Source organism: Paracoccus sp. (in: a-proteobacteria) (genome assembly GCF_030538695.1).
Taxonomy (GTDB): Bacteria; Pseudomonadota; Alphaproteobacteria; order Rhodobacterales; family Rhodobacteraceae; genus Paracoccus.
In genome coordinates this window covers 84,275-111,002 of the sequence record NZ_JAUNTN010000007.1, presented here as the reverse complement: position 1 = coordinate 111,002, position 26,728 = coordinate 84,275, and the positions used below count along the sequence as shown (strand labels likewise).

General features: G+C 61.6%; 21 protein-coding genes. 11 read left to right on the top strand and 10 right to left on the bottom strand.

Annotated elements, in window-relative coordinates; translation table 11 throughout:
* Positions 1–13 precede the first annotated feature (13 nt).
* Positions 14–946 (top strand): DMT family transporter, encoded by a 933-nt coding sequence (locus Q4G24_RS05485; protein ID WP_303365503.1) that lies wholly within the window; start codon positions 14–16, stop codon positions 944–946.
* Here the strand turns inward: Q4G24_RS05485 and Q4G24_RS05480 are convergent.
* The 4 genes from Q4G24_RS05480 to Q4G24_RS05465 form a co-directional block, all read right to left on the bottom strand.
* Positions 943–3,030, bottom strand: coding sequence for a TonB-dependent siderophore receptor (locus tag Q4G24_RS05480; protein WP_303365502.1), 2,088 nt, complete (start codon positions 3,028–3,030; stop codon positions 943–945). The genes Q4G24_RS05485 and Q4G24_RS05480 overlap by 4 nt on opposite strands.
* 168 nt (positions 3,031–3,198) lie before the next feature.
* Positions 3,199–6,345: an efflux RND transporter permease subunit gene (locus Q4G24_RS05475; RefSeq protein ID WP_303365501.1), complete on the bottom strand. Its 3,147-nt coding sequence runs from the start codon at positions 6,343–6,345 to the stop codon at positions 3,199–3,201.
* Positions 6,346–6,348: 3 nt separating this feature from the next.
* Positions 6,349–7,536 (bottom strand): efflux RND transporter periplasmic adaptor subunit, encoded by a 1,188-nt coding sequence (locus tag Q4G24_RS05470; RefSeq protein ID WP_303365500.1) that lies wholly within the window; start codon positions 7,534–7,536, stop codon positions 6,349–6,351.
* A gap of 74 nt (positions 7,537–7,610) precedes the next feature.
* On the bottom strand, positions 7,611–8,228 hold the full coding sequence (locus Q4G24_RS05465; protein ID WP_303365499.1) for a TetR family transcriptional regulator: 618 nt from the start codon (positions 8,226–8,228) through the stop codon (positions 7,611–7,613).
* Between the two features lie 141 nt (positions 8,229–8,369).
* On the opposite strand from Q4G24_RS05465, the gene Q4G24_RS05460 reads away from it, so the two are divergent.
* Positions 8,370–9,482 carry an NADH:flavin oxidoreductase/NADH oxidase gene (locus tag Q4G24_RS05460; RefSeq protein ID WP_303365498.1) on the top strand — a complete coding sequence of 371 codons (1,113 nt, stop codon included), beginning with the start codon at positions 8,370–8,372 and terminating at the stop codon, positions 9,480–9,482.
* On the opposite strand, the gene Q4G24_RS05455 is transcribed toward Q4G24_RS05460, so the two are convergent.
* Complete coding sequence (locus Q4G24_RS05455; RefSeq protein WP_303365497.1) at positions 9,479–10,621, bottom strand: alpha-D-ribose 1-methylphosphonate 5-triphosphate diphosphatase; 1,143 nt, start codon at positions 10,619–10,621, stop codon at positions 9,479–9,481. The genes Q4G24_RS05460 and Q4G24_RS05455 overlap by 4 nt on opposite strands.
* A 58-nt stretch (positions 10,622–10,679) precedes the next feature.
* Positions 10,680–11,297 carry an enoyl-CoA hydratase/isomerase family protein gene (locus Q4G24_RS05450; RefSeq protein WP_303365496.1) on the bottom strand — a complete coding sequence of 206 codons (618 nt, stop codon included), beginning with the start codon at positions 11,295–11,297 and terminating at the stop codon, positions 10,680–10,682.
* Positions 11,298–11,377: 80 nt separating this feature from the next.
* Here Q4G24_RS05450 and Q4G24_RS05445 point away from each other — a divergent pair, with 80 nt between their 5' ends.
* Genes Q4G24_RS05445 through Q4G24_RS05435 form a run of 3 tightly spaced genes read left to right on the top strand, consistent with a single transcriptional unit; the run spans position 11,378 to position 15,109 of the window.
* Entirely contained in the window at positions 11,378–12,937 is a 1,560-nt protein-coding gene (locus Q4G24_RS05445) for a DUF2125 domain-containing protein (protein WP_303365495.1), read from the top strand.
* Positions 12,938–12,990: 53 nt separating this feature from the next.
* A complete protein-coding gene (locus Q4G24_RS05440; RefSeq protein ID WP_303365494.1) occupies positions 12,991–14,340 on the top strand; it encodes a TldD/PmbA family protein in 1,350 nt (449 codons plus the stop codon).
* A complete protein-coding gene (locus Q4G24_RS05435; protein WP_303365493.1) occupies positions 14,327–15,109 on the top strand; it encodes a 3'(2'),5'-bisphosphate nucleotidase CysQ in 783 nt (260 codons plus the stop codon). The genes Q4G24_RS05440 and Q4G24_RS05435 overlap by 14 nt, the downstream gene beginning before the upstream one ends.
* Here the strand turns inward: Q4G24_RS05435 and Q4G24_RS05430 are convergent, their stop codons facing one another.
* Genes Q4G24_RS05430 through Q4G24_RS05415 form a run of 4 tightly spaced genes read right to left on the bottom strand, consistent with a single transcriptional unit; the run spans position 15,110 to position 19,167 of the window.
* Positions 15,110–15,745 carry a membrane integrity-associated transporter subunit PqiC gene (locus tag Q4G24_RS05430; protein WP_303365492.1) on the bottom strand — a complete coding sequence of 212 codons (636 nt, stop codon included), beginning with the start codon at positions 15,743–15,745 and terminating at the stop codon, positions 15,110–15,112. It abuts the gene before it with no gap.
* A gap of 1 nt (position 15,746) precedes the next feature.
* Positions 15,747–17,801, bottom strand: coding sequence for an intermembrane transport protein PqiB (locus Q4G24_RS05425; RefSeq protein ID WP_303365491.1), 2,055 nt, complete (start codon positions 17,799–17,801; stop codon positions 15,747–15,749).
* Complete coding sequence (locus Q4G24_RS05420) at positions 17,798–18,454, bottom strand: paraquat-inducible protein A (protein ID WP_303365490.1); 657 nt, start codon at positions 18,452–18,454, stop codon at positions 17,798–17,800. The genes Q4G24_RS05425 and Q4G24_RS05420 overlap by 4 nt, the downstream gene beginning before the upstream one ends.
* A complete protein-coding gene (locus Q4G24_RS05415; RefSeq protein ID WP_303365489.1) occupies positions 18,451–19,167 on the bottom strand; it encodes a paraquat-inducible protein A in 717 nt (238 codons plus the stop codon). Before Q4G24_RS05415 ends, Q4G24_RS05420 begins: the two co-directional genes overlap by 4 nt.
* A gap of 56 nt (positions 19,168–19,223) precedes the next feature.
* Here Q4G24_RS05415 and Q4G24_RS05410 point away from each other — a divergent pair, with 56 nt between their 5' ends.
* The 6 genes from Q4G24_RS05410 (at position 19,224) to Q4G24_RS05385 (ending at position 26,690) form a co-directional block, all read left to right on the top strand.
* On the top strand, positions 19,224–20,816 hold the full coding sequence (locus tag Q4G24_RS05410) for a GMC family oxidoreductase (RefSeq protein WP_303365488.1): 1,593 nt from the start codon (positions 19,224–19,226) through the stop codon (positions 20,814–20,816).
* Between the two features lie 74 nt (positions 20,817–20,890).
* Positions 20,891–21,691, top strand: coding sequence for a flagellar motor protein MotB (locus tag Q4G24_RS05405; protein WP_303365487.1), 801 nt, complete (start codon positions 20,891–20,893; stop codon positions 21,689–21,691).
* Positions 21,692–21,781: 90 nt separating this feature from the next.
* Positions 21,782–23,113 carry a flagellar hook protein FlgE gene (locus Q4G24_RS05400; protein WP_303365486.1) on the top strand — a complete coding sequence of 444 codons (1,332 nt, stop codon included), beginning with the start codon at positions 21,782–21,784 and terminating at the stop codon, positions 23,111–23,113.
* Between the two features lie 15 nt (positions 23,114–23,128).
* The gene (gene flgK, locus Q4G24_RS05395) at positions 23,129–24,589 is read left to right on the top strand and encodes a flagellar hook-associated protein FlgK (RefSeq protein ID WP_303365485.1); all 1,461 of its coding nucleotides are present in this window, start codon (positions 23,129–23,131) and stop codon (positions 24,587–24,589) included.
* An 11-nt stretch (positions 24,590–24,600) separates the two neighbouring features.
* On the top strand, positions 24,601–25,596 hold the full coding sequence (locus Q4G24_RS05390; RefSeq protein WP_303365484.1) for a flagellin: 996 nt from the start codon (positions 24,601–24,603) through the stop codon (positions 25,594–25,596).
* The gene (locus Q4G24_RS05385) at positions 25,593–26,690 is read left to right on the top strand and encodes a flagellar basal body P-ring protein FlgI (RefSeq protein WP_303365483.1); all 1,098 of its coding nucleotides are present in this window, start codon (positions 25,593–25,595) and stop codon (positions 26,688–26,690) included. Before Q4G24_RS05390 ends, Q4G24_RS05385 begins: the two co-directional genes overlap by 4 nt.
* Positions 26,691–26,728 lie beyond the last annotated feature (38 nt).

Here is a 26,728-nt window from a genome sequence, read left to right as displayed (position 1 = left end):
GGAAAGGCGCATGATGGACAGCCCCATTCGCGGGATCATGCTGAAATGCGCTTCGGTTGCCGTGTTCACGGTGATGGGGGCGCTGGTCAAGGCGACCGCTGGTGATGGGCTTGGCGTGCCGCCGGGGCAGCAGGTGTTCTTTCGGTCTCTTTTTGCCATTCCAGTGATTTTGCTGTGGTTATTGTTGCAAGGTGGCGATGTGCTGGCCGGATTGCGCACGGTCAGGCCCATGGGGCATTTCTATCGCGGCATCGTTGGGACGATCTCGATGGCGCTTGGCTTTTGGGCTTTTGCGATGATCCCCTTTCCCGAGGCCATAGCGATTGGTTATGCCTCGCCGCTTTGGGTGGTCATTTTTGCGGCGCTGCTGCTGGGTGAAAGGGTGCGGCTGTTCCGCCTGTCCATGGTCGCGCTGGGGCTGCTGGGGGTGCTGATCGTGCTGGCCCCGCAGATCGGCTTTGGCAGCGAAGGCCCGGACTGGCGGCGCAGCCTGGGTGTGACGGCGGCGTTTGGGGCAGCCATATTCGCGGCGCTGGCGCAGGTTTTCGTGCGCAAACTGACCGCGCATGAACGGACCTCGGCCATCGTGTTCTGGTTTTCGGTGACTTCGGCGCTGCTTAGCCTGCTGACCTTGCCCTTTGGCTGGGTCTGGCCCGATGCGGAAACGGCGGCGCTGCTGGTTTCCATCGGCCTGTTGGGCGGTCTGGCGCAGATCTTTATGACCTCGGCCTATCGTTTCGGTGAGGCGTCGCTGATTGCACCGTTTGAATATACGTCGATGATCTTATCGGTGGCGATTGGCTGGTTCTTCTTTGACGAAATTGCAACCCCGACCATGCTGGCCGGGGCGGCGCTGGTGATCCTTGCGGGGATGCTGATTATCTGGCGCGAGCGGCAGCTTGGGCTGGAACGCGCACGCCAGCGCCGGGCGGGCAGCCCGCGTTAGAACCGGCGGGTCAGTTTCAGCGTGGCGTTGCGCGGCTCGCCATAGAAGTTGAACACCGAGGTCGAGCCGACGCGGCTGTAATAATCCCGGTCCAGCAGGTTGTTGACGTTCAGCCGCACTTCGGTCAGGTCGTCGATCTGATAGGCAACGCTGGCGTCGATCACCGCATAGCCCGGCGCCTTGACCTCGACCCCCTGCGCGACGCTGGAGAATGACGACATGGCGGTGACCCCCGCGCCAAAGCTGAACCGCTCCAGCGCGCCCTGCTGCGGGTCATATTCGCCCCACAGCTTGAACAGATGCCGGGGCGTATAGGTCGAGAAGGTCTCGCCCTGATTGCTGCCGTTCAGATATTTGGTGTCGGTATAGACATAGCCGCCGGTGACGCGCCATTCCGGTGTGATCTCGCCCGAGGCTTCCAGCTCAAGCCCGCGCACCCGCACCTTTTCGCTGGCGGCGTAATAGGTCTGGCCCTCGACCAGTTGCGCCCGGTTCTTGTCGCGCAGGTCGAACAGCGCGGCCGAGGCGTTGATGCCGCCGAAATCGGCCTTCAGGCCAAGCTCGGTCTGGCTGCCTTCGCGCGGGTCGATGATATTGCCGTTCGCGTCCAGTTCGGTCTGCGGCTGGAACATGGCGGTGTGGCCGGCATAGGCGGTGATCTGGTCGGTCAGGTCATAGGTCGCGCCGATATAGGGCGTCACCTTGCCGTTGATCTTTTGCGATGGGTTGGCCGCGCCGGTCACGCGGTTATAGGATTCGCTTTCATACCACGACAGCCGCGCCCCGCCGACGATGGTCATGCGATCGACCGGGGCGAGGCGGATCTGCGTATAAAGACCATAGCGCGTCACGTCGTCATGCTGGCCAGTGGTGTAGTTCACCGCAGGCCGCGCCACACCGGACACATCCCAGTCGTTCAGGTCGAATGTCCCGGCGATGCGGCCCCGCGCGGTGTCCAGATCGGTTTTCACCCGCTGGTAATCCGCGCCGATAATGGCGTTGCCCTGAACCGTGCCAAGGGTAAAGGGCAGGCTGGCAAAGGCGTCAAAGGCCAGCGAGTTGGAATCAAACTCGCGCCCCAGATAGGCAAGCCCGTTGACCGTATCGTCTGCGCTGGCTGCCGACCCGGCCCAGCCATACAGGAAATCCGCCTTATGCCGGGCATAGCGGGTGCCGAACTTGATGAAACCGCCGTTTTCCAGCCGGTGTTCAACTGCCGCCAGCACATCGGTCGCGGTGGAATTAAAATCGTTCCAATCCGCCGCCGTGGTGGTCTTGCGGTCGATGTCCAGCAGGCTGCCATCGGCATAGGTCGGCAGGCCGTTGAACGGTTTGATGTCGCGTTTCATATGGCTGATGGACAGGGTGGCGGTGGTGTCGGGGTCAATGTCATAAGCCAGCGTGCCATAGGCCGAGGCGACGCCGTTTTCCTGTTTGTTCACAAAGCCGTCGCCATCCTCATAGGCCAGAACCGCGCGGCCGCGCAGGCTGCCGTCGCTGTTCAGCGGCCCAGTCACATCGCCTTGCACCCGGCCCCGGCCAAAGCTGTTGGCCGATGCGCTCACGCTGCCGCCGAACACGTCGCTGGCCTGTTTCAGCCGCATGTTGACCGAACCGGCGGGTTCCCCGGTGCCGATGAACAGGCCGGAGGGGCCTTTCAGGATTTCCACATGGTCGATGATCGACATATCCGGCTGGCTGCCATAGATCGACGACAAAGGCGCGGGAAGGCCGTCATAATACAGGTAGTCCAGCTCGAACCCGCGCGAATAGATGGACGAGCGGCCATTGTCATTGGTCAGTGACAGCATCCCCGGCGTTTTCGCCATGGCGGTATCCAGCGAAGTGTAATCGGCATCCTCGATCCGCTTATGGGTCACAACGCTGGTGGTCTGCGGGATCTTGCGCGGGTCGATGGCCTCTTTCTCACCGACGGACACGAGATCGGTGGTATAGCTGCCGCTGCCTTCGGTTTCATAGCTTGATCCGGTCAGAACGACGGTATCCAGAACCACGGTGTCCTCCTGCGCCAAGGCGGGCAGGGCAATCAGAATGGCAGAGGTCGAAAGCAGGGCGCGGAGCATGGCGGTGATTCCTTATGATTTATGTCGGATATAGCGCCTGCGCCCTGTGGCCTGTCAATTGCCCACAGGGGAAACCCCGTATCTGTTGCCGCTGCGTCACAACGGGCGGCAAAGAAAAACCCCCGGCGCGGGGCCGGGGGTTTGTGTTGTGACTGTCTTTGCCGGGGGTCAGGTTGTCTGCGCCTGCGGCTTTTGCCGGCCCGAGAACACCCGGCTGACCAGCACGAAGAACACCGGCACAAAGAAGATCGCCAGCACCGTTCCGGTCATAGTCCCGAACAGCGTCGCGTAACCGATGGCGTGACGCGCCCCCGACCCGGCCCCGGACGAGATCACCAGTGGCACCACCCCAAGCCCGAAGGCCAGCGAGGTCATCAGGATCGGGCGGAAGCGCAGCCGGGCGGCGTGGCGGGCAGCCTCGACAGCGGTTTCGCCGAATTGCTGCATCCGTTCGCGGGCGAATTCGACGATCATGATGCCGTTCTTGCCGGTCAGGCCCACCACGGTCAGCAAGCCGACCTGGAAATAGACGCCGTTCGACTGACCGCCGACCCATGCCCCGATCAGTGCGCCAAGCACACCCACCGGCATGGCCAGCAGCACCGCGATGGGGATGGACCAGCTTTCATACAATGCCGCAAGGCACAGGAACATTGTCGCCAGCGCCAGCGCATAGAGCGCCATTGCACCCGCGCCTGCCTCTTTTTCTTCCAGTGATAGGCCAGTCCAGCGCAGGTTGAAACCGGGCGGCAGTTGCGCGGCCAGCTCCTCCATCGCGTTCATCGCCTCGCCCGAGGTGAAGCCGTCGGCGGGCTGACCCTCGATCGCCATCGAGGGCAGCGCGTTATAGCGCGTGACCTGTTGCGGGCCGAACACCCATTCCTGCGTGGAAAAAGTGCTGAAATCGACGAAATCGCCATTGGCATTCGGCACCCGCCACAGGCCCATGTCTTCGGGTTTGGTGCGGGCAGACGGTTCGCCCTGCACATAAACCCGCTTGACCCGGCCTTCATACAGGAAGTCGTTGACATAGGCGCCCGACCAGATGGTGTTCAGGAAGGTGCCGACATCCGCCGCCGTCACGCCGACCGCGCCTGCCTTGGCCCAGTCGATGTTCAGGCGGAACTGCGTCGCATCCTCGACCCCCGAGGGGCGCACGCCCGTCAGGCGGCTATCCTGCGAGGCCATGCCAAGCAGCATGTTCCGCGCATTCAGCAGCTCCTCATGCGTTTGCCCGCCCGATGCCTGAAGAAAGGCCGAAAAGCCCGAGGCATTGCCAAGTTCCAGCATGGCAGGCGGCACGATGGGAATGACCATCGCCTCGCGGATGCCGCCGAACAGCGGACCAAAGGCACGGCCCGCAATCGCCTGCGCCGACTGGTCGGGGCGAGCGCGGTCGTGCCAGTCCTTCAGCTTAATGAACATCATACCCATGTTCTGCCCTTGCCCGGCAAAGCTGAAGCCCCGGACCGAGAACACGGCGTCGACATTTTCCGCCTCTTGCACGCTGTAATATTGCTGCACACGAGTCAGGACGTCTTCGGTCTGTTCGGCCGTTGCACCCGAGGGAAGCTGCACAATGGTCATCAGCATCCCCTGATCTTCGTCCGGCAGGAACGATGTCGGGGTGCGCTGGAACAGCACCACCATTCCGGTGACGATCAGCGCAAAGATCACCAGCATTTTCAGCGGCCCGGCGGTGACTTTGTTCACGCCCCAGGAATAGGCATTGGTCAGGGCGGTGAAGTTACGCTCGAACCAATTGCTGAAACGGGTGGCGATGCGGCCCAGCATGTTCTGTTTCTTGTGGTGAACATGCGGTTTCAGCATCGTGGCGCAGAGCGCGGGCGTGAACACGATGGCCACAAACACCGAAAGCGTCATGGCCGACACGATGGTGACGGCGAACTGTTTATACATTTCCCCGGTCGAGCCGCCAAAGAAGGCCATCGGCACGAACACGGCGGAAATCACCACGCCGATCCCGACCAGCGCGCCGGTGATCTCATCCATCGACTTGCGCGTGGCCTCGACCGGATCAAGCCCTTCGTCGCGCATGATCCGTTCGACGTTTTCCACCACCACGATGGCGTCATCGACGACCAGACCGATGGCCAGCACCATGGCCAGCATGGTCAGCGTGTTGATGCTGAACCCCAGCGCGGCCATCACGCCAAAGGTGCCTAGCAGGATCACCGGCACCGCCAGCGTCGGGATCAGCGTCGCACGGAAATTGTGCAGGAACAGCAGGATCACCAGAAACACCAGAATCATCGCCTCGACCAGCGTATGCACCACCGCCTCGATGGACAGCAGAACAAAGGGCGTGGTGTCATAGGGGATTTCATAGCTGACGCCAGCCGGGAACGACCGGGCAAGGTTTTCGATCTCGGCCTTGACCAGATTGCCGGTTTCCAGCGCGTTCGCACCGGATGCCAACTGAATGGCCAGACCGGAAGCAGGCTGGCCGTTGTAGAACGGTGCGACCTCATAGCTTTCGGTGCCAAGTTCGGCCCGTGCCACGTCACGCAGCAGCACCAGCCCGCCATCGGTATCGGCACGCAGCACGATACGCTCGAAATCCTCGGGCGTGCGCAGCAGCGATTGCGCGGTGATGGTGGCGTTCAGAAGCTGGCCCGAGGGCGCCGGCATGGCGCCAAAGCTGCCCGCCGAAATCTGTGCGTTCTGCGCCGAGATTGCTGCCGTCACCGCCGAGGGCGACAGGTTGTAATATTTCAGCTTTTGCGGGTCCAGCCAGATACGCATGGCATATTCCGACCCGAACACCTGCACGCTGCCGACGCCTTCCAGACGGGCCAGCGGCTCGACCATGTAAGAGTTCATATAGTCGGCAAGGTCGATGTTCGAACGCGCCCCGTCATCCGAAATCAGGGCGGCCACCATCAGAAAGCCGGTGGCGGATTTCTCCACCGTGATCCCCTGACGGGTCACGGATTCCGGCAGACCGGCCTGTGCCTGCGCCAGCTTGTTCTGAACCTGAACCTGCGCGATGTCGGGATCGGTGCCGATGGCAAAGGTCAGCGTGATCGAGGCCGTGCCGTTCGACGTGGTGCTTGAGTTAATATAGCGCAACCCGTCCAGCCCGGTCATCTGCTTTTCGACGATCTGGACCACCGTATCGGCGACGGTTTCGGCGGATGCGCCGGGATAGACCGCGCTGATGACGATTTGCGGCCCGGCAATCGACGGGTATTGCGAGATTGGCAGGCGCATGATCGACAGCGCCCCCAGCCCCATGATGATAATGGCGATCACCCATGCAAAGATGGGCCGGTCGATAAAAAAGCGGGCCATGTGTTACTGCCCCTCTTGCGTGGCGGGTGCGTCCTGCGCGGGTGCGTCCGCAGCATTTTCGCCGGGTTCAGTGGCAGCGGCTTCGGTCCCGGCTTCGCCCGCGGGTGCAGCGTCGTCAACGATCTGCACATCGGCACCCGGCGCGATCTTCTGAAAGCCCGAAGTGATGATCTTGTCGCCCGGCTGCAAGCCGCCGGTTACGACCCAGGTGTTCCCCGAGGTGGTCTCCACCGTCAGATCACGCACCACGACCTTGCCGCCCTCGACGATCCAGGCGTGGGCCGCGCCGGTCTGGTCGCGCATGACGGCGTTCTGCGGCACCAGCACCGCGCCTTCGGCGGTGCTTTGCGGCATCTCGACCTCGACATACAGGCCGGGCAGCAGGATGCTGTCAGGGTTAGGGAAGGTAATGCGCAGCGTCACCATGCCGGTGGTCGGTTCGACCTGCGGTTCGGCGGCTTCCAGACGGCCCCGTTCGGGGAAGGTGCTGCCGGTTGGCAGGATCAGCGTTGCTTCGTTTTCCGGCAGCTTGCCGCTGCGGCCATCCTCTTGCCAGCGCAACAGGTCGTTGGCGGATTGCGTCACGTCCACATAGATCGGGTCCAGCGCCCGGATGGTTGCCAGCGCAGTCGCCTGCTGCGCCCCGACCAGTGCGCCGGTGGTGGTCTGCGACAGGCCGATCACGCCGGCGATCGGGGCGCGGATGGTGGTGCGCTCCAGATCAATCTCGGCGCTCATCAACTGTGCCTGTGCCAGTTGCAGCGCGGCATCGGCGGCCTCACGCGTGGCGCGCGCACTGTCGCGGTTCTGTTCGGATACGGTGTTGTTGCGGAACAGCCGTTCGACGCGGGCGGCGTCGCGCTCGGCCAGATCGGCGTTGGCCTGCGCCTGCGCTACGGCGGCCTTTGCGGCGGCCACGGCAGCGGCGTAGCTTTCGTCCTCGATCTTATACAGCGGTTGGCCTTCTTCGACCGGGACGCCCTCGGTGAACAGCCGTTCGCGGATGATGCCGGATACCTGCGGGCGCACCTCGGCCACGGTCGAAGCCTTGATCCGGCCCGGCAGGCGCGTGGTCAGGGTGAAATCCTGCGGCTGCGCCTCGATCACGGTAACAGAGGGCAGCGGCGCCTGAGCGGCGGCTGTCAGCGGTAACATCAGGGCCAGCGCGGCGATGATAAGTTTATTTTGCATGTGGGATCTCTGAAGGGCTGAAAATGGGGTGTCGTGGGGCAAGGTCGTTTCGGGAACGGGCGTGCCCGCGTTACTTAGTCAGGCGGGGCGGTGCCGTTACGCAGCAGCGCGAATTGCGCCCTGAGCAGCTTGCCGCCCGTTTCCGTCAGCGAAAAGGCGCGGTTCGACCGCAACCATTCACTGAGCAGTCCGTTCATAACCGCCATCAGCAGGACGGCGGCCTCTTTTGGGGTAAAACCGGGTGCCAACAATGCCTTGTCACCGGCCAGAATCGCAGCTTGTTTCAATAAAGCATATATGTCGCAGTTGGTTTTTTCCAGCCATTCCCGCGCCTCATTGCTGCTGCTGTGGCCGGACATGATCTGAAACAGATGCTGCGCACTTTTATCCGCCTCGAACCGGGTCAGATAGTCCAGCGCCGACTGTTCCAGCAACCCCAGCGGGTCGGAATGTCCGGCGCGGATGTCCTGTTCCAGCAGCGCGTGTCGTGCCATCTTGCAGCGGTCATACAGCGCGATCAGCAGGTCGGTCTTGTCGCGGAAATGCCAGTAAAGCGCCCCGCGCGTGACCCCGGCGCTGCGGGAAATCGCCTCCAGCGTGGTGCCGTCGATGCCGCGGGCGCAGAACATCACCTCGGCCGCGTCGAGAATCGCGGTCCGGGTCTGTTCGGCATCGTCCTTGGTGCGGCGCATGGCGGGTTCCTTTCGCCGCCGCGCTTACAAACATTCGCGCATGTATGTAAGCGGATTTTTTGGCATAGCAGCTATGCCATTCTGGAAATGCTGCGGATCGTTCCCCATCTGCCTGCGAAACGCCATATGGAAGGAAGCGTCATGTCCCAACTGTTCACCCCCTTCACGCTGAAGGATGTCACCCTGCGCAATCGCGTGGCGGTGGCACCGATGTGCCAATACAGCGCAACCGATGGTTTCGTGAATGACTGGCATCGGGTGCATTATCCCGGCATCGCGCGGGGTGGGGCCGGGTTGGTGATCGTCGAGGCGACCGCTGTTTCGCCCGAAGGCCGCATCACCCCTGACGATCTGGGTATCTGGAGCGATGACCACATTTCCGGCCTTGCTGAAATCGCTCGTGCCATCAAGGCGGCGGGTGCAGTGCCGGGCATCCAGATTGCCCATGCCGGGCCAAAGGCCAGCGCCAACAACCCGTGGCAGGGTGATGACCATATCCCGAACGACGATCCGCGCGGCTGGCAGAGCATCGCGCCTTCGGCACATGTGTTCGGCGGCGGTTTGTGGAAGCAGCCCGAAGAAATGTCCTTGGCCGAGATTGCTCGCGTTCAGGTCGCTTTTGCCGCTGCCGCCCGCCGCGCCCGCGCCGCCGGGTTCGAGTGGCTGGAGCTGCATTTCGCCCATGGCTATCTGGGGCAGAGCTTCTTTTCCACCCATGCCAACCAGCGCAGCGACGCCTATGGCGGCGATTTTGAGGGCCGCAGCCGGTTCCTGCGTGAGACGCTGGCCGCTGTTCGCCCGGAATGGCCGGAAAACCTGCCGCTGACGGCGCGCTTCGGGGTGGTGGAATATGCGGGCGACCCCGAGGCTGAACTGGCTGACGGTATCCGCATGGCTGCCGCGCTGCGCGATGGCGGGCTGGACCTGCTGTCGGTCAGCATCGGCTTTTCCACGCCGACGGCAAATGTGCCGTGGGCCGAAGGGCCGTTCATGGTGCCGGTTGCGGGGCAGGTGCGGCGGGCTATCGGCTTGCCGGTGGCGTCGGCATGGGGTCTGGACGCGCCTGCGGTTGCCGAAGGCGCGGTGGCCAATGGCGATATGGATCTGGTGATGATGGCCCGCGCCCATTTGGCCAATCCGCATTACACCTATGCGCTGGCACAGGCTTTGGGGGTCGAGCGCCCGGAATGGGCCACGCTGCCTGCGCCCTATGCACATTGGCTGGAGCGTTACCGGGGCTCTGCGCGGGTCTAACCGACCTGTCGGCCCTTGCACCAGACGCCCCGGATGCGCGGCGTCTGGTCAAGGTCGGTCAACCGGATCAGGTCGGCCCGCAGTCCCGGCGCGATCCGGCCCCGGTCGGCCAGCGCCGTGGCTTGTGCCGGGTTTGTGGTGACGGTGGCAAAGGCGCGGGGCAGGTCGCCCCAAATCTGCGCCAGTCGCGCCGCGCCAAGCAGCAGGCTGGCCGGAACATAATCCGACGACAGAATATCCAGAAACCCTTCCTGTGCCAGATCGCTGGCCGCGACATTGCCCGAATGGCTGCCGCCCCGGATCAGGTTCGGTGCGCCCATCATCACCGCGATGCCATGGTCATGGCAGGCGCGGGCCGCCTCGGTCGTGGTGGGGAACTCGGCCAGACGGATGCCATAACCGGCGCTGGTGGCGACCTGCGCGGCGGTGGTGTCGTCATGGCTGGCCAGCACCGCGCCAAGCCGGTGGGCAATATCCACCGCCGCCGCTTCATGTGCATCGCCGTGCTTTTGGCGCAGCGCCTTGAGCCGGGCGACGTGTTCGGTAAACGCCTGATCGGACAGCGCATATTTCCCCTGCACATATTTCGCCAGCTTGGTTACGTCGCGGAACTGGCGTTGGCCCGGCGTGTGATCCATCAGGCTGACAAGGCCGATGCGGTCGTGGGGGCCGAACTCGTCCAGCTCGGCCAGCAGGGTTTCGGAGCAGATCTCTGCCCGCAGGTGGATCAGGTGGCTGATGCGGGTCACGCCCGCATGGGCCAGCGCCGCGATTTCAGATGCGAGCGGGCGGGCATATTTGTCATAGCTGGCCCCCTCGGCCGGGATCGAGCCAACCCGCAGCGCGTCAAACACCGTGGTGATCCCGCAAGAGGCCAATTCCCCGTCATGGGCGAGAATCGCTGCCGTATGTGGCCAGTCCACGCCGGGGCGCGGCTGGATATGGCGTTCCAGATTGTCGGTGTGCAACTCGATCAGGCCCGGCGACAGATGGTCGCCGCCGCAATCTGTCGCGCCAGCGGGCAGGGCAGGGCCGTCGATCAGATCATGGATCAGCCCGTCGCGGATCACCACGCCGCCGGTTTGCACGCGGTCGGCAAGGATCAGCCGGGCATTGGCAAGGATCAGGTCGGACGACATCGCGGCACCTCTGGCTTTGGCGGCGACAGAATGGCGAAAACCGGGCGCGGCGCAAGGGCTAGCCGGGTATCATCGCCTTGATGCCCGCGACATGGGCCGGGCTGGCCGCCAGCGCATCCGCCGCCAGCGCGCGGGCGTCATCCAGCAACGTCTCGGGCGGGCTGATGCGGTCGATCAGCCCCCAGGCCAGGGCTTCATCCGCGCCGATCTTTTGCCCGGCCATCAGGATCATTTTGGCCCGTGCTGGCCCGACCAATGCCGCCAGACGCGGTGGGTCGGCGGGCTGCGGCAGGTATCCCAGCCGCATCACCGGGTAAAAGAACCGCGCCCCCGGCACCGCCAGCCGCAAATCGCAGGCCAGCGCCATGCCAAAGGCGCCGCCCGCCAGCGTCCCGTTCAGCGCCGTGATGGTCAGCATCGGCGCCGCCGCCAGCGCCCCCGACAGCCGGTCCCATAAGGGCGAGGTCGCCAGCCCTGCCTTGGCCGCGTCGAGATCCGCCCCGGCGGAAAAAACCTTGCCCGTGCCGGTCAGGATCAGCGCCCGGTCGGCCCGCTCTGTCGCTGCGTCAACTTCGGCATGCAGGGCCTCTAGCATTTCGGGGGTCAGGGCATTGGCCTTATCGGGGCGATTCAGCGAAATCACGCTGATGCCATCGGAAAACTGAACCGAGATCATGGAAAAGTTCCTTGGAAGCAGGGCCGGGTTGTGAAACTATGCGGCCAAATCCGGTTGATCACACGTGGAAAGGTAATTCCGTGAACAAAGTCCTGACAAGAGCTTCTGTTATTGCCCTGCTGGCCGCAACCCCCGCACTTGCTGATCTGACCCCCGCCGAAGTGTGGAAGGTTCAGACGGACGCCATGACCAAGGCAGGCTATGATCTTCAGATCGGCAATACGGATGACGCGGGCCAGACGCTGACCCTGACCGATGTGGTCGCCGTCGCCAAGGAAAGCGACACTCAGGTCAATGTCACCATGCCCAAGGTCGTGCTGCAACAGACCGGCGACGGCAATGTGCGCATGAGCTACGAAGACGGCTGGACCTCTGTTGTCAGTGGGAAAGCCGATGATGAGGGCAGCTTCGAGATGAAAATGTCCGGCACCATGCCGGGCGCGGATATGGTTGCATCCGGAACCCCGGACAATCTGGCCTGGGTCATCAATGCGCCGGAAGCAACGGTTTCGGTCGATAGTCTTACGACCAAAGGCGAAGATGCGGCCAATCTGACCGATGTTGCGAAAATCGTGCTGAAAGACGTGACCGGCAGCTATGGGCAGCAGGGCGACAAGACCGATTTTGATGTAAAAATCGGCCAGCTTGACCTGACCGCCGAACCCAAGGGTATGCCGGATAAGGGCACTCTGAAGCTGAACGCATCCTATGCGGATGTGACCACAAAAGGCACGGCGACGATCACGGCGGCCATGATGGGCGACGATGTGGACCTTGAGGCCGCGCTGCGTGATGGTGCGAACTTTGATATGACCATCGGTCTTGGCCGGAATACCTTTGATGTGCTGGTGGACGCGCCTTCGGAAGATCCCGGACAGGCTATGATGATGACCGCCAATGGCAAGGGTGAGCCGAGCGAGCTGACCTTCCGTATGAACGCGGAAGAGCTGCTTTACGCAGGCAAGGGCGGTTCGGTTGAGGCAATGATCGAGATGAACAACATGCCGGAAATCTCGGGGCCGATCGAATATTCGATGGCCGGGGCCGAGTTCCTGGTGGCGATGCCTGTCACCCCGAAAGAGGAAGGTCAGCCCGCGGCGCTGAAATACAAGTTCGATGAACTGAAAATCAGCGATAACGTCTGGGGCCTGTTCGACCCTGCGGCTGCGCTGAAGCGTGATCCGATCTCGCTGGATATTGATGTGAAAGCGACGGTCAAGCTGATGCAGAGCCTGTTCTCGGACAATTATCAGGTTGATGATGGTCATGCGGGCATGGCTGATGAATCCGAAGTCATGGACAGCGCGCCGCAGCCGATCCTGCCAATGGATGTAACGCTGAACCGGCTGTTCCTGTCGGCGGTTGGTGCAACTGTGGATGGCGCGGGCAAGCTGGACTTTCCGAACCCGGAACAGCCGGAACAGCCCGTGGGTGAGATCAAGGCCAGCTTTGAAGGCGTGAACGGGCTGATGGATGCGCTGGTCAGCATGGGCGTGGTTGGTCAGGATGAGATCATGGGTGTGCGCATGATGATGGCCATGTTCGCCAAGCCGGTCGATGGTCAGGCTGACAAGCTGGAATCCAGGCTGGAGTTCCGCGAAGGCGGCCAGATCTTTGCCAATGGGCAGCAGATCCAGTAACACGATTCGCCCCGGCTGGCGCTGCTGGCCGGGGCATTTTTCAGGACTTTCCCATGCTTGACGATCTTGCCCCGCTGACTGCGCGGCTTTTGGACGCTGCCCGCAAGGCTGGTGCAGCCGAGGCCGACGCAATGGCCGTTCGCGCTGTGGCGCAATCGGTGGATGTGCGGGGCAGGGCGCTGGAGCAGGCGGAACGCGCCGATGCGGTCGAGATCGGCCTGCGGGTGCTGCTGAATGGGCGGCAGGCTTGCGTTTCGGCCAGTCAGCATGACGATACCACCATTGCGGAAATGGCCGCGCGGGCGGTGGCGATGGCGCGGGAAGCGCCTTTGGACGATAATCTGGGGCTGGCCGATCCGGCGCAGATCGTGCCGTCGGGCAGTATGGCCGAGGCGCTGGAACTGGCCGACGACGCGCCCGAACCCGCGCCCGAGGCGCTGCGCGATATGGCCCTGCGGGCCGAGGCGGCGGCGCTGGATCACCCCGGCATTTCGCAGGTCGAAAGCGCAGGTGCGGCGGCAACGCGGCGCTGGATGTGGCTGGCGGGAACGAATGGCCTGTCGGCGGGCTATGGCCGCAGCGGCTATTCCCTGTCCACCGTGGCGATCACCGGCGAGGGGCTGGCGATGGAACGCGACTGGGCCGGGGAATCGCGGGTCTGGCTGTCTGATATGCCTGCGCCCGAGGACATCGGGCGGCTGGCGGCAGAGCGCACGCTGGCGCGGGCCGGGGCGCGTAAGCCGCCGACCGGCGCGGTGCCGATCCTTTATGATGAACGTATCGCGGCAGGGCTGATCGGGCATGTTCTGGCGGCGGTCAGCGGAACCGCGGTTGCCCGCGGGGCAAGCTGGCTGCGCGATGCCTTGGGCCAGCAGGTGTTGCCCGCCGGGATGGACCTGCGCGAAGACCCGCATCTGCCGCGCTATGGGGCCTCGCGCCCGTTTGACGCCGAAGGGCTGCCGACCGCGCCGCGTGATATTATCCGTGACGGGGTGGTGCAGGGCTGGACGCTGGACCTTGCCACCGGGCGCAGGCTGGGCATGGCCAGCACCGCCAGTGCCGCGCGCAGCGCCGGTGGGGTGCCGGCGCCGGTGGTGTCCAATGTTGTGCTGACGCCGGGCCATGCCAGCCGCGCGGAGCTGATCCGCGATATGGGCCGGGGCTTGCTGGTCACGTCGATGCTGGGGGCTTCGATCAACCCGACGACGGGGGATTACTCACGCGGGGCGGCGGGGTTCTGGGTCGAGAACGGTGAAATTGCCTATCCGGTGAATGAATGCACCATCGCGGGCAACCTGCGCGAGATGATGGCGACGCTGATTGCGGCCAATGACGCCCGCGACTGGCGCAGCCATCGGGTGCCAAGCCTGCTGGTCGAAGGGCTGACCGTTGCCGGGGCCTGAGGACGACCTGAACCTGCTGATACAGGCCGCGCATGAGGCGGGCGACATCGCGACCCGCTTCTGGCGGCAAGACCCGCAGGTCTGGGACAAGGGCGAGGCCGGCCCAGTGACCGAGGCCGATCTGGCCGTGAACACCCATCTGGAACGCCTGTTGCGGCAGGCCCGGCCCGATTATGGCTGGCTGTCCGAGGAAAGCGCCGATGATCCGTCGCGCCTTGATGCGCAGCATGTGTTTATCATCGACCCGATCGACGGCACCCGCGCTTTTATCGACGGGCAGGAGGGGTTTTCCCACTCGCTTGCCGTGGCGCAGGGCGACCGGATCGTGGCGGCGGCGGTGTTTCTGCCGGTGCGGGGGCAGCTTTATACAGCCTTTGCCGATGGCCCGGCGCTGCTGAACGGGCAGGCGATTGCACCAAGCGCGGCGGATATTGATGGCGCGTCGGTGCTGACCAACAAGCCTGCGCTGGACCCGGTGTTCTGGCGCGGCGGGATCGTGCCGCCGGTGCAACGGACATTCCGGCCGTCGCTGGCGTGGCGGCTGTCGCTGGTGGCCGAAGGGCGGTTCGATGCGGCCCTGTCCCTGCGCGCGGCGTGGGAATGGGACATTGCCGCCGGGGCGCTGATCGCGGAACGCGCGGGGGCCATGGTCAGCGATATGCGCGGCCAGCGGATGCGGTTCAACAACGCCGCTGCGCGGGTCGATGGGCTGGTGATTGCCGGGCCGCATCTGCACGGGCAGATCATGGCCCGGCTGGCTCTGCTGTGATTACATCAGTGGCGGCAGGCTGAACATATCCCCCGAAGGCGCGGCAGGCGTGCGGGTGCGGATTGCCGTCCCCGGCCCGCCCAGGCTGGCGATTTGCGCCGCAAGCTGGCTGATCGCCGCCGATTGCGCCGCTGCAATCGCGCCGCTGCCCTCGGACGCCAGCGGGATGGAAATATCAAAGCTGCGCACCTGATTGCTGCCCCCTGAATAGCCGTCATCCGAGACGAAATAGCGCCCGCTCAGCCGGTAAATGCCATCTGCCTGCGCCAGCGCCTTTTCAACCCGCACCTCGATCCGTTTCGACGGTGCTTCGGCCAGCGGCCAGGGTTCCGCGATGACGGTTGCGCCCGAGACTTCAGAAATAGTGCGGGCCAGCGTTTGGGTAAAGGCCCGCTGCGGATTGTCGGCCCAAAGATTGTCGGGGGTCGAGCGCACCGCGCCATCTGCCGTCTGCCAGGAGATTTCCTGACCCGAGGCATAATCCGGCAGCGATACGTCCTTGAGTTCTGCCGTTCCCAGCCGGTTCGCCACCGCGACCGGCGGCATTGGCGGGTCGATCAGATAGCGGGCGACCTTTTCCGGATTGCCGCAGGCGGTCAGGGTCAGCGTGGCAAGCAAGGGCAAAAGCAGTCGCATCTTATCGTCCCATAATAAAGGCGCGGGGGTTGCGTTCGATCATCTGCGCAAGCTGTCCGAAGGACGAGGCCGCCCGCCGCAATTCGCGCATCAGGTTAACGGTTTCATTGTTGAAGTTGGACCGCGCGCCATAGGCGGCGATGGTCGCCTGTGCCTGCTGTGCCGCTGCGTCGATGCGGCGGGTCAGATCGGGCAGGCCACGGCTGGCGGCGGCGATCTCATCGGCGGCGGTCCGGGCGCTTTGCAGCGCGGCGTTCAGGCTGCCGGCCGCATTGCCGTCGCGCAGGTCTGTCAGCAGGCCCGAGGCAGCTTGCAGCACATCCGACAGGTTGCGCGGCAGTTCGGCGGCATCCTCGCTGCCCAGCATCGCCCGCAGGTCGGCCATGATCCCGGCGGCCTGATCCCCGATCTCGGCAAAGCGGACCTGCGCCACCTGCGCGGCGGCGGTGTCGATCTGTGCCATGGTCTGTGGCAGGGTCTCGGCGGCGGTGTTCAGGCGCTCGGCCAGCGTGCGGGCCTGTTCAAGCATTTGTGCGGCGTTATCCACCGCGCCCGCCTGCCGCAGATCGTCGGTGGCTTGCCGCAACTGCTCCATGGTGGCGCGGGCTTCGTCGATGGTGTGGCGCAGACCTTCGGGAATGGCGCGGGTGTCCTCGCTGCTGGCCAGCGCGGTGACGCTGTTCATCATGTCGGTGGCGGATTTCAGGGTTTCTTCCAGCGGCAGCTTGCCGATGCGGCTGATGAACCCCTGTGCCGAGGCGCTGAAATCTTCGGTGTTCGAGGCGGCTGATGGCATCACCGGATAGGGGGCCGCCGCGCGGATTTCTGCCGCGCCCGCGCCCGGAATATCGACCAGTTCGATCATCAGCGAAGTGCCGAAAAAGCCCGCGCTGGCGACCCGCGCCCGCAGCCCTTCATTGGCACGGGCTTGCAGGAAGGCCAGCGCATCGGCCTCGGTCGCATCGACGGGCAGGCCAAGGCGCACCGGCGAAATCGCCAGCGTCACATCCTGCATCGGTTCTGGTGCGGCGCCGTCCTGTCCGGGTTCGATATGCACCGACAGGTCGCTGACCTTGCCGACCGTCAGGCCCTGAAACTGCACATCCGCCCCAATATTCAGGCCCCGGATAGCGTTATCGACCAGCACCGTCAGGCGCAGTTCCAACCCGGATTCGTCGCTGGCGGCATTGATGCGGGCGGCGTCCTCATCCGGGTAAAGGCGGAAGACATGGCCCGCCTCAATCGGGCTGCCGCCAGAACTGAAGGTCGCAAACTGCGCTCCCCCCTGCACCAGCGAAGCCAGCGAATTGACATTGAAGCTGAGACCCTGCGCCCCAAGAGACAGCGAAAAGCCCGAGGTGTCCCAAAACGCCGTGTTCGAGGTCAGCCGCTTATCATGCGGCGCGGGGACGAACACATCCACCAGCACGGTTTCATCGGTTTCCGAAAGGCGCAGGTTCTCCATCCGGCCGATCTGGATGCCGCGGAAGGTGACAGGCGCACCTTCGGTCAACCCGCTGGCGCTGTCCGAGGACAGGCTGATCCAGGTGCCGGGCGCACCCATCCGGGCCAGCGGCGCACGGGGCAGGCCCTCCACCACGCGGCCATCCAGCGGCGTGCCGGGGTTGGCGTCCCAGTTGCCCTCGATAAACGCACCCGACAGCACCGTATCAAGGCGCGAGATCCCCTGTGCTGAAACCTGTGGGCGAACGATCCAGAACTCGGCGTCGGTGTCGATATAGCGCGACACAGCCGGTTCGATACGCAGGCCGACGATGACATTGGTCAGATCAGGGGTGAAGCGGACGGATTCGACTTTGCCGACGGTCACTTCGCGGAACTTGACCGCAGTATCGCCCGGCGTGATGCCGGTGGCGTCGCGGAACTGCACCTCGACCAACTGGCCGCGCCCCTGCCATGCGTTCCAGGCGATCCCCAGCGTGACCACCAGCGCGATGATCGGCACCAGCCAGATCAGGGAAAAGGACGCCTGCGCGGCCTTTGCCGCCGTGCGGCGCGCGGGGCTGGCGGGTTTCAGGTCGGGCTGGTCACTCATTTGCGGCGGCGGTCCTTGCTTTGGCGCAAGGGCAGCCCGCGCCAGATCAGTCTTGGGTCAAAGCTTTGCGCGGAAAGCATCGTGAAAGCAACAGACAGCGCAAAACTGACCGCCGCTATGCCCGGATGGATTGAGGCCACAAAGCCAAGCTGCACCAGTGCCGCCAGAATCGCCACCACGAACACGTCGATCATCGACCAGCGACCGATGAACTCGACCACCTCCAGCACGCGCAGCCGATGGTGGGCCTCATCCACGCTGGCAGGACGTCCGGCGACATGGGCCAGCCATGCAATTGCAATGAACTTGCCGATCGGCACCATGATCGAGGCAACAAAGACGACAGCCGCCACCGGATAATCGCCATGGTGGATCAGCTCAATCACGCCGCCGAGGATGGTGGATTCGGTGCTTCCGACAAAGGTTGCGGTGCGCATCATCGGGAACAGATTGGCAGGGATGTAAAAGATGATTCCGGCGATCAGCCAGGCCCATACCGCCTGCAAACCCCGCCGGTCCGGCGGCACCAGCGCCGCGCCGCAGCGGTGGCAATGGGTTTCATCCTCGGGCCAGACGCGGCCACAGGCGCGGCAACCCAGCAGATGCGCCCGGTGGGCGGTCAGGATCGGGGCAGGGGTGTCGGTGCTGCTCATGCCCGGCCTTTCAGCGGATCGCGCATTTCGCGCCCGTCGGTTGTGCCGCCCCCATCCTCGATCGCGTCCCAGATGGTTGTGGCGCACAGGAATACATTGCTGGCCGCGCCGACAAAGATCAGTGCGCAAATGGCCCAGAAAGCAGGGCCAAGGCTGATATGCGCCAGCCCGGCAATCTTGATCAGCGCCACCGCCGTGCCGATGACGAAGATTTCGGCCATCGACCACGGGCGCAACTGTTCGGACAGGCGGAATGCTCCTGCCGCATGACGCAGGGGCCGCCCGCCCCGCGCCATCGGGGCCAGCACATAGACCAGCAGCCCCGCCCGCAGCACAGGCAGCCCGACGATCGAGGCCAGCAACACCAGAGTCAGCGGGGCCAGCCAGCCATGCGAATAGGCCATCGCTACCCCGAACAGCGAGGTATCATTGCCAAACCCCATGCGGTGAATCCGCAGAAAGGGAAAGAACACCGCCCCGAACATCAGCACCATCTGCGTGACCGACAGGGCCACGATCTGCGTGAAGGCCCCGCTGCGCGGTCGTGCCAGAACCGTGGCACAGCGGATGCAGCTTGCGGTTTCGCCGGTCTGCAATTCCGTTTCCACATGCAGCGCATCACAGCGGGGACAGGCAATCAGCCCCGCGCCGGTGGTCATGTCATAGCTGGCCCGCGTTTCCATTGCCGCAAGATAGGCGCGGGCCGGCAGCAAGGGAAGGGCTTGCCTGCGCCTGCCCCCCGGTTAATCTGCCGCGGAGGGAGGAACCGATGGATTACGATTTCATTATCGCTGGCGCAGGCAGCGCCGGCTGCGTTCTGGCTGCGCGCCTGTCCGAAGACCCCGGCACGCGGGTGCTGCTGGTCGAGGCTGGCGGGCGCGACAATTACCATTGGATTCATATTCCGATGGGCTATCTGTATTGCATCGGCAACCCTCGCACCGATTGGCAGTATAAGACCGCGCCCGAAGTGGGGCTTGGCGGGCGGTCCTTGCTTTACCCGCGCGGGCGGGTGCTGGGGGGCTGTTCCTCGATCAACGGGATGCTTTACCTGCGCGGGCAGGCGGCGGATTATGACGGTTGGCGACAGATGGGCTGCACCGGCTGGGGCTGGGATGACGTGCGCCCCTATTTCCTGAAATCCGAGGATTATGCCGATGGCGCGTCCGAACATCACGGTGCGGGCGGTGAATGGCGGGTGGAAAAGCAACGCCTGCGTTGGGATGTGCTGGATGATTTTGCCCGCGCCGCGCAGGCCGAGGGCATCCCCGCAACGGATGATTTCAATACTGGCGATAACGAAGGCGTAGGCTATTTCCGCGTTAACCAACGCGGTGGCTGGCGGGTTTCGGCGGCCAAGGCGTTCCTGCGCCCGGCACTGAAGCGCCCGAACCTGACGGTGATGACCGGGGCCTTGATTGATACGGTGACATTTGACGGCAACCGCGCGACGGGGCTGCGCCTGCTGGCCGAAGGCGGCGCGCGGCAGGTGACAGGCCGTCAGGTGATCCTGTCGGCGGGGTCAATCGGCACACCCGCGATCCTGCAACGCTCGGGGATTGGTCCGGCTGGTCTGCTGCGCGACATAGGGGTCGAGGTCCGCCGCGATGCCCCCGTGGGCGAGAACCTGCAAGACCACCTGCAAATCCGCTGCGCCTATCGTCTGCAAGGGGCGAAAACGCTGAACTCTCTGGCCAATAGCCTGTTTGGAAAAGCAAAAATTGGTCTGGAATATCTGCTGCGCCGGTCTGGCCCGATGAGCATGGCGCCCAGCCAGCTTGGCGCCTTTGCCCGATCCGGCCCGGATGTAGCCACGCCCGATCTGGAATATCACGTGCAGCCGCTCAGCCTTGATGCCTTTGGCGGGGCGCTTGATGATTTCCCTGCGATTACCGCCAGCGTGGTGCCGCTGCGCCCCGACAGCCGGGGTCATGTGCGCATCACCAGCCTTGACCCGGCCGCCCATCCCGAGATCGCACCACGCTATCTGTCGGCGGAAACCGACCGCGTGATTGCCGCCCGCGCCATTCGCCTGACCCGTCGTATCATGGCGCAGGCCCCGATGGCCCGCTATCATCCCGAGGAGTTCAAGCCCGGCCCGGTCGCCGATGACGACGCTGCGCTGGCCGAAGCGGCGGGGCGGATTGCCTCGACCATTTTCCACCCGGTTGGCACCGCGCGGATGGGTGCGGACCCCGAATCGGTGGTCGATCCGGCGCTGCGCCTGCGCGGATTCGAGGGGCTGCGGGTGGTCGATGCCTCGGTCATGCCGCGAATCGTGTCGGGAAACACGAACTCGCCAACCATTATGATTGCGGAAAAAGCTGCGGATATGATCCGTCAGGGGCTGAAAAATAATTAAGATTTTATACGTTAACTTGTTTTCAACCTGCGGCTGTTAAAGCTGACCCCGGAACAGCAGTAACGGGGGCCAGCATGGCCGGAAATAAATCAGGCAGCAGACCGCTGATTATCAAGCGGGTGCAGGCGGGTGAGGAACACGGCCATCACGGTGGCGCGTGGAAGGTTGCCTATGCGGATTTCGTTACGGCGATGATGGCGTTTTTCCTGCTGATGTGGCTGCTGAACGCAACCACAGAAAAACAGCGACAGGGGCTGGCCGATTACTTCAATCCGACGGTTATCCAGACACGGGCGGGCGGTAATTCCGGCCTGTCGGATGGTGGCAATATGCGGGACACACAGGTTCAGAACGAAACCGATATGTCCGGCGGGTTGGCTGAATCAAACGAAAAGGCTGCGCCGGATCAGGCGTTTGAGGAAATGGCCCGCCACATTCAGGACCAGTTGAACGGTCTTGGTGCGGAATCCATGCAGCATCAGAACCTGCTGCGCCATGTGGTCACGCGCCTGACCGATGAGGGGCTGGTGATCGAACTCAGCGACTTGTCCGATACGCCCCTGTTCCGTGATGATACGGCGCAGCCCAATCCGCAGACCCGCGAATTGGTGCGGATCGTGGCAACGGTCCTTCGGCCGGTGCGCAATGATCTGGCGATTAACGGCCATGTGCGGGCCTTCCCCGAGGTTTTGGCGCAATCCCCGATCTGGCCGCTCTCTGATGCCCGCGCCCATACGATTCGCAATCTTTTGGAAGATGACGGTTTTCACCCCCGCCGCATCCGCCGTGTCGTCGCTTATGGCGACCGCCAAAGCAATCCGGGCGACCCGATGGGGCCGCGCAATAACCGGGTGGAAATTATTTTGCTGCGATAGGCGGGAATCTTTGCCGCCGTTAGCGGTGGCTTAATCTTTTCCTGCCAGACTGAACCGTAACACGAATCCCTTATGCAAAGGACAAGCTGAATGTCGATTTCTTCTTCGCTCAACGCTGGTGTGGCTGGCCTGTCGGCGAATGCGACCAAGCTCGGCACGATTGCCGATAACATTTCGAACTCTGGTACCTATGGCTACAAAAGGGTGCGCACCGATTTCGAAGGCATGGTTATCAGTCAGGCGCGCGGTGCCGGCACTTACTCGGCTGGCGGGGTGCGGGCCATGACCTCGCGCATCATCGACGAACGCGGGGCGCTGATCTCGACCAAACATCCGCTGGATCTGGCGGTGTCGGGGCGTGGGATGCTGCCGGTCATTCCGGCCACCTCGATGGGGTCGAATATGTCCACGACCTCGCTGCTGATGACGACGACCGGCGGTTTCCGCACGGATGCCAATGGGGTGTTGAAAACGGAATCCGGTCTGGTCCTGATGGGCTGGCCCGCGAATGCGGACGGCAACATCGACATCATGCCGCGCGATACGATTGGTGGCCTTCAGCCGGTCGTCATCAGCGCCAACCAGACCGCCAGCGACCCGACCACGCATATCAATCTGGGCATCAACCTGCCCGCGACGGATACTTATGCCGGATCGACCGGCCAGTCTTTGCCCATCAAGGTTGAATATTTTGGCAACCTCGGCACGTCTGAGGCGCTGAGCATCACCTTTACCCCGAATGTTGACGGCGATCCTGGCTCGGGCATGACAAACACCTGGACCATGGAAATCCGCGACTCCGCCATCGACATCAGCGATGATGAGGACGCCAATATCGTTGGCACCTATACCGTTACGTTCCAGGACGACCAGTCGAACGGTGGCCGTATCCAAAAGGTGGAGGTTGAAAACGGCGGCGCCTATGATGCAGAGACCGGCAATTTGTCGCTTGAACTGGCTGGGGGGCCGGTGACGGTCAATATCGGGCGTCCACTGGATCAGAACGGCCTGTCGCAACTGGGGGATACCTTCACGCAGAATATCACCAAGAACGGTTCTCCGGTTGGCAACCTGACCGGGGTTGAGGTTGACGAACGCGGTCTGATTATCGCCACCTATGACACTGGCTTTATTCGCACTATCTATCAGATTCCGCTGGTGGATGTGCCAAATCCAAATGCCCTGACGGCACTGAACAACCAGACTTTCAAAGTATCGCCCGAATCCGGCTCATTCTTTCTTTGGGATGCGGGCGACGGGCCGACCGGGGCGATTGTCGGCTATGCCCGTGAAGGCTCGACGACAGACGTTGCGGCTGAACTGACGGAATTGATCCAGACGCAGCGCGCCTATTCCTCGAATGCCAAAGTTATCCAGACCGTTGATGAGATGTTGCAGGAAACCACCAACATCAAACGCTGATAAGGATCTCGTGATATGAGTATTTCTGCTGCACTTTCCAGCGCCCTTTCGGGTATTGGAACCGTATCGAAAACGACAGAGATCGTTTCCTCGAATATCGCAAATGCACAAAATCCGTCTTACGGGCGCCGTGCGGTGGAAATTTCATCGCGAACGGCTTTTGGGAACGGTGGCGGGGTTCAGATCGACAGCATCTCGCGGGTGGTATCCAATCGTGCGATTGCGGACACGCGGCTGGCGCAAGCGCGACTGGCGTCCGATCAGACCTACAGCGCATTTTATGCTGAACTGGGTCAAAAGATCGGTCTGCCCGGAGAGGCTGATGCCCTGACAACCCGGCTTGGTAATGTTCAGGCCAACCTGATTGCCGCAACCGCAGAGCCGAGCAATGGCATCTTGCTGAATCGTGTTGCGGAATCACTGGGGGCACTGGCGAACAAGCTGAACCAGGTCAGCGCAACAGTTCAAAGTCAGCGCAGTGAAGCTGACGCTGATATTGGTCGTCAGGTTGATACGCTAAACGACAGGCTGACACGGGTCGCGGATCTGAACACAAAGATCATCACACAACTTGCCCATAATGGGGATGCCTCGGCGCTGATGGATCAGCGGCAAAAGCTGATAGATGAGATTTCAGGAATAGTTCCGATCCGGGAAGTGACGCGCGAACATGGGCGTATATCTCTGTTTACCGAGCATGGCGCAACATTGCTGGATGGCAAGGATCCCGTGAACCTTGGCTTTGCGCCAGCCGGAACTTTCGTTCCCGAAATGCAGGTTGGCACTCCGCCGGTCTCTTTCTTAATGCTGGATGGCGAACTGATGAGTGATCGTCAATTCAGTATGTTTAGCGGTGGCAGTTTGAGCGCCGCAGTTGATGTAAGGGATAATTTTGGTCCCAAAGTGCAAGCAGAGCTTGATGCGCTAGCGGCCGACCTTTACACAATTTTCGCAGATCTGACACTGGATGATACGATCGACGCTGGCGATCATGGACTGTTCACGGATGCGCTTGGCAATTATAATCCAGAAAATGAGCTTGGATTTTCTGGGCGTATCACTCTTGCCGCTCTGATTGACCCCACCAAAGGCGGAGAGAGTTGGCGAATCCGTGACGGCCTGAATTCAGTTGAGCCGGGGAGCGTAGGTGACACCTCTTTGCTAATGAATCTTGCTGGTCTGTTTGATAAAGTCCACGCACCGGCATCGGAAGTCTTGGGTGTGCGCAACGCGAGCTTCATAACATTCCTGAGCAATTTTTCCAGCAGTATAGGCACTTCTGTTGTAAATAGTGAAAGCGCCTCTGTTGCCTCTCACGCGTATCATCAAGAAATGCAGGCTAATGCGCAGTCTTATGGTGTGGATACGGATATTGAATTGCAAAACTTGATGCAGCTAGAGGTCGCCTATGCCGCGAACGCACGCGTCATTCAGGCCGCAATGGGTATGTTGGACACGATTTTGGAGATCAGATAATGATGGGGAATGTGGGATACGCTGATCTTTTGCGATCAGGGGTGTTTTCTAGAACGAACCAATCGCTGAAATCAAGCATTGTGCGCAGCTCACAGGAGGCAATAACGGGTTTATCTTCTGACCCGCTTGCACGGGTTGGAGGAAATGTTGCAGCTTTGGCTCAGATAGATTCGCGTCAAAATATAGCTGAGGTGGAAAAGCAAAATATTGATTTTGCTGCAACTCGGCTGGAAATAATGCAGGTAACATTAGAATCGGTGAGGCGCGGTTCCGAAAATGCAGCACAGCACAGTTTGGCTGAAAATGCATTGGCAAATCGGTCAATGATTGATTTGCGATCGGCAGAGGCGGATAAAGCGTTTGCGGCAACAGTTGATAAGTTGAATGTGCGGCATGGTAATGATTATCTGTTCTCTGGCCAGGCTGTTGATCAAGCCGCAATTCCCGATTCTGACTTCTTAAAGTCAAAAATTTTCTCTTTGGTAGATGGAAAGGATAATGCCGCAGATATTATTATATCTATCGAGGAATGGTTTTCAGATGCAGAGAATGGATTTCTTGCAATGCTGCCGGTTGGAAGTGAGAGAGTCTCTTCTGCACTTGTTGATCGAGAAGCTGTCGTTGATGTAACGAGTTCTGCGAAAAAATCAGGAATACTAAATGTAATGGCTGGTATGGCTATGTCCCTGATTGCTGGTCAGCGTCCCGATCTTGATGATAAAGAGGTGCGTAAACTTGTAGAGTCGGGTTCCAAAACGACATTGAAAGGCGCCCATCAAATCCGTTCTATGCAAGCAGAAATAGGAAGTGATCAAGAGCGGGTTGATGCCTTGTCTGTATCAAAGAATACGGAAATTCAATCCATCAAAAAGATGCGCAATGATATGCTTGGGGTCGATCAGTATGATGCCATCACTGCTTTGAATGAACAGCGTGCTGCACTCGAGAGGCTTTATGCGGCGACCGCACGCTTGAATGAGCTGTCATTGGTGAATTACCTGAGATGATTAAACTATTTATCCTATTCACGATGATGTTTTCCTCCATCGCATTTGCGGTGCCGGTAAAGATCAAAGATTTAGCTAATTTCTCTGGCGTTCGGGGCAATGACCTGCTTGGATACGGTATTGTTACAGGTCTGAATGGAAGTGGAGATAGTGCGCGCAGCGCGCCTTATACAGCAGAGAGACTTTCGGCGCTTTTGGGACAGTTTGGTGTTGCGGTTGAGCCTACGGAAATGCAACCTAAAAATGTTGCTGCGGTGCTGGTTACAGCCGAATTACCCCCCTTCGCACGCAGTGGGGACAAAATCAACGTCAAGGTCTCTGCGATTGGAGACGCGAAAAGTCTGCGCGGGGGTATGTTGGCTATGACAACACTAAGCGCAGCGGATGGACAAATTTATGCTGTTGCGCAAGGCTCCGTTATTGCCGGAGGGTTTTCGGCTGAAGGGCGGCGGGAAAGCATTGTTGAAGGGGTGCCTACATCCGGTGCCGTGCCAGGTGGCGCTCGGGTTGAACGCGAAGTGGATTTCCGGTTTGAAGATCTTGATGAGCTTACCTTGTCTTTACGCAACCCAGATTTTGCAACTGCGATGCAAATTGAGCGTGTGGTGAACGGCAACCTAGGGCCTCGGGTGGCGGTTGCGACTGACGCGGCAACGATACGAATTTCATCGGAGAGAATTGGCGGTCGGCGTCTTGCAGATATTGCTGCAAGGATTGGAGAGTTGATGGTTGAACCGGATACGCCCGCACGCGTTGTTCTTGATGCGGCAACGGGAACGGTGGTAATAGATCGAAACGTCAAAATATCAACAGTTGCCATTTCTCATGGGGCATTATCTATTCGTGTGACAGAAAGCGACATGGTGTCTCAGCCGAATCCATTTTCGACAGGGCAAACAGTCGTTGTTCCAAGCACCTCGGTTCAAACGACTGACGGAAGTGGTGGAAAACTGGCGCATCTCAACGGAAATGCAAACTTGCAGGATTTAGTTAATGGTTTGAATGAGCTTGGTGTCAGGCCAATGGATTTGATTCAAATACTAAAGGCCATAAATGCTGCAGGTGCGCTACACGCAGATATGGTCATTAACTGATACTTGTTGTTTTAGAACTATAATAACGACATCATGGA

Bases quoted from the DNA above. Each gene is read 5' to 3' on its own strand.
- Q4G24_RS05485 (WP_303365503.1), top strand. From the start codon at position 14: ATGGACAGCCCCATTCGCGGGATCATGCTGAAATGCGCTTCGGTTGCC.
- Q4G24_RS05480 (WP_303365502.1), bottom strand. From the start codon at position 3,030: ATGCTCCGCGCCCTGCTTTCGACCTCTGCCATTCTGATTGCCCTGCCC.
- Q4G24_RS05475 (WP_303365501.1), bottom strand. From the start codon at position 6,345: ATGGCCCGCTTTTTTATCGACCGGCCCATCTTTGCATGGGTGATCGCC.
- Q4G24_RS05470 (WP_303365500.1), bottom strand. From the start codon at position 7,536: ATGCAAAATAAACTTATCATCGCCGCGCTGGCCCTGATGTTACCGCTG.
- Q4G24_RS05465 (WP_303365499.1), bottom strand. From the start codon at position 8,228: ATGCGCCGCACCAAGGACGATGCCGAACAGACCCGGACCGCGATTCTC.
- Q4G24_RS05460 (WP_303365498.1), top strand. From the start codon at position 8,370: ATGTCCCAACTGTTCACCCCCTTCACGCTGAAGGATGTCACCCTGCGC.
- Q4G24_RS05455 (WP_303365497.1), bottom strand. From the start codon at position 10,621: ATGTCGTCCGACCTGATCCTTGCCAATGCCCGGCTGATCCTTGCCGAC.
- Q4G24_RS05450 (WP_303365496.1), bottom strand. From the start codon at position 11,297: ATGATCTCGGTTCAGTTTTCCGATGGCATCAGCGTGATTTCGCTGAAT.
- Q4G24_RS05440 (WP_303365494.1), top strand. From the start codon at position 12,991: ATGCTTGACGATCTTGCCCCGCTGACTGCGCGGCTTTTGGACGCTGCC.
- Q4G24_RS05430 (WP_303365492.1), bottom strand. From the start codon at position 15,745: ATGCGACTGCTTTTGCCCTTGCTTGCCACGCTGACCCTGACCGCCTGC.
- Q4G24_RS05425 (WP_303365491.1), bottom strand. From the start codon at position 17,801: ATGAGTGACCAGCCCGACCTGAAACCCGCCAGCCCCGCGCGCCGCACG.
- Q4G24_RS05420 (WP_303365490.1), bottom strand. From the start codon at position 18,454: ATGAGCAGCACCGACACCCCTGCCCCGATCCTGACCGCCCACCGGGCG.
- Q4G24_RS05410 (WP_303365488.1), top strand. From the start codon at position 19,224: ATGGATTACGATTTCATTATCGCTGGCGCAGGCAGCGCCGGCTGCGTT.
- Q4G24_RS05405 (WP_303365487.1), top strand. From the start codon at position 20,891: ATGGCCGGAAATAAATCAGGCAGCAGACCGCTGATTATCAAGCGGGTG.
- Q4G24_RS05400 (WP_303365486.1), top strand. From the start codon at position 21,782: ATGTCGATTTCTTCTTCGCTCAACGCTGGTGTGGCTGGCCTGTCGGCG.
- flgK (WP_303365485.1), top strand. From the start codon at position 23,129: ATGAGTATTTCTGCTGCACTTTCCAGCGCCCTTTCGGGTATTGGAACC.
- Q4G24_RS05385 (WP_303365483.1), top strand. From the start codon at position 25,593: ATGATTAAACTATTTATCCTATTCACGATGATGTTTTCCTCCATCGCA.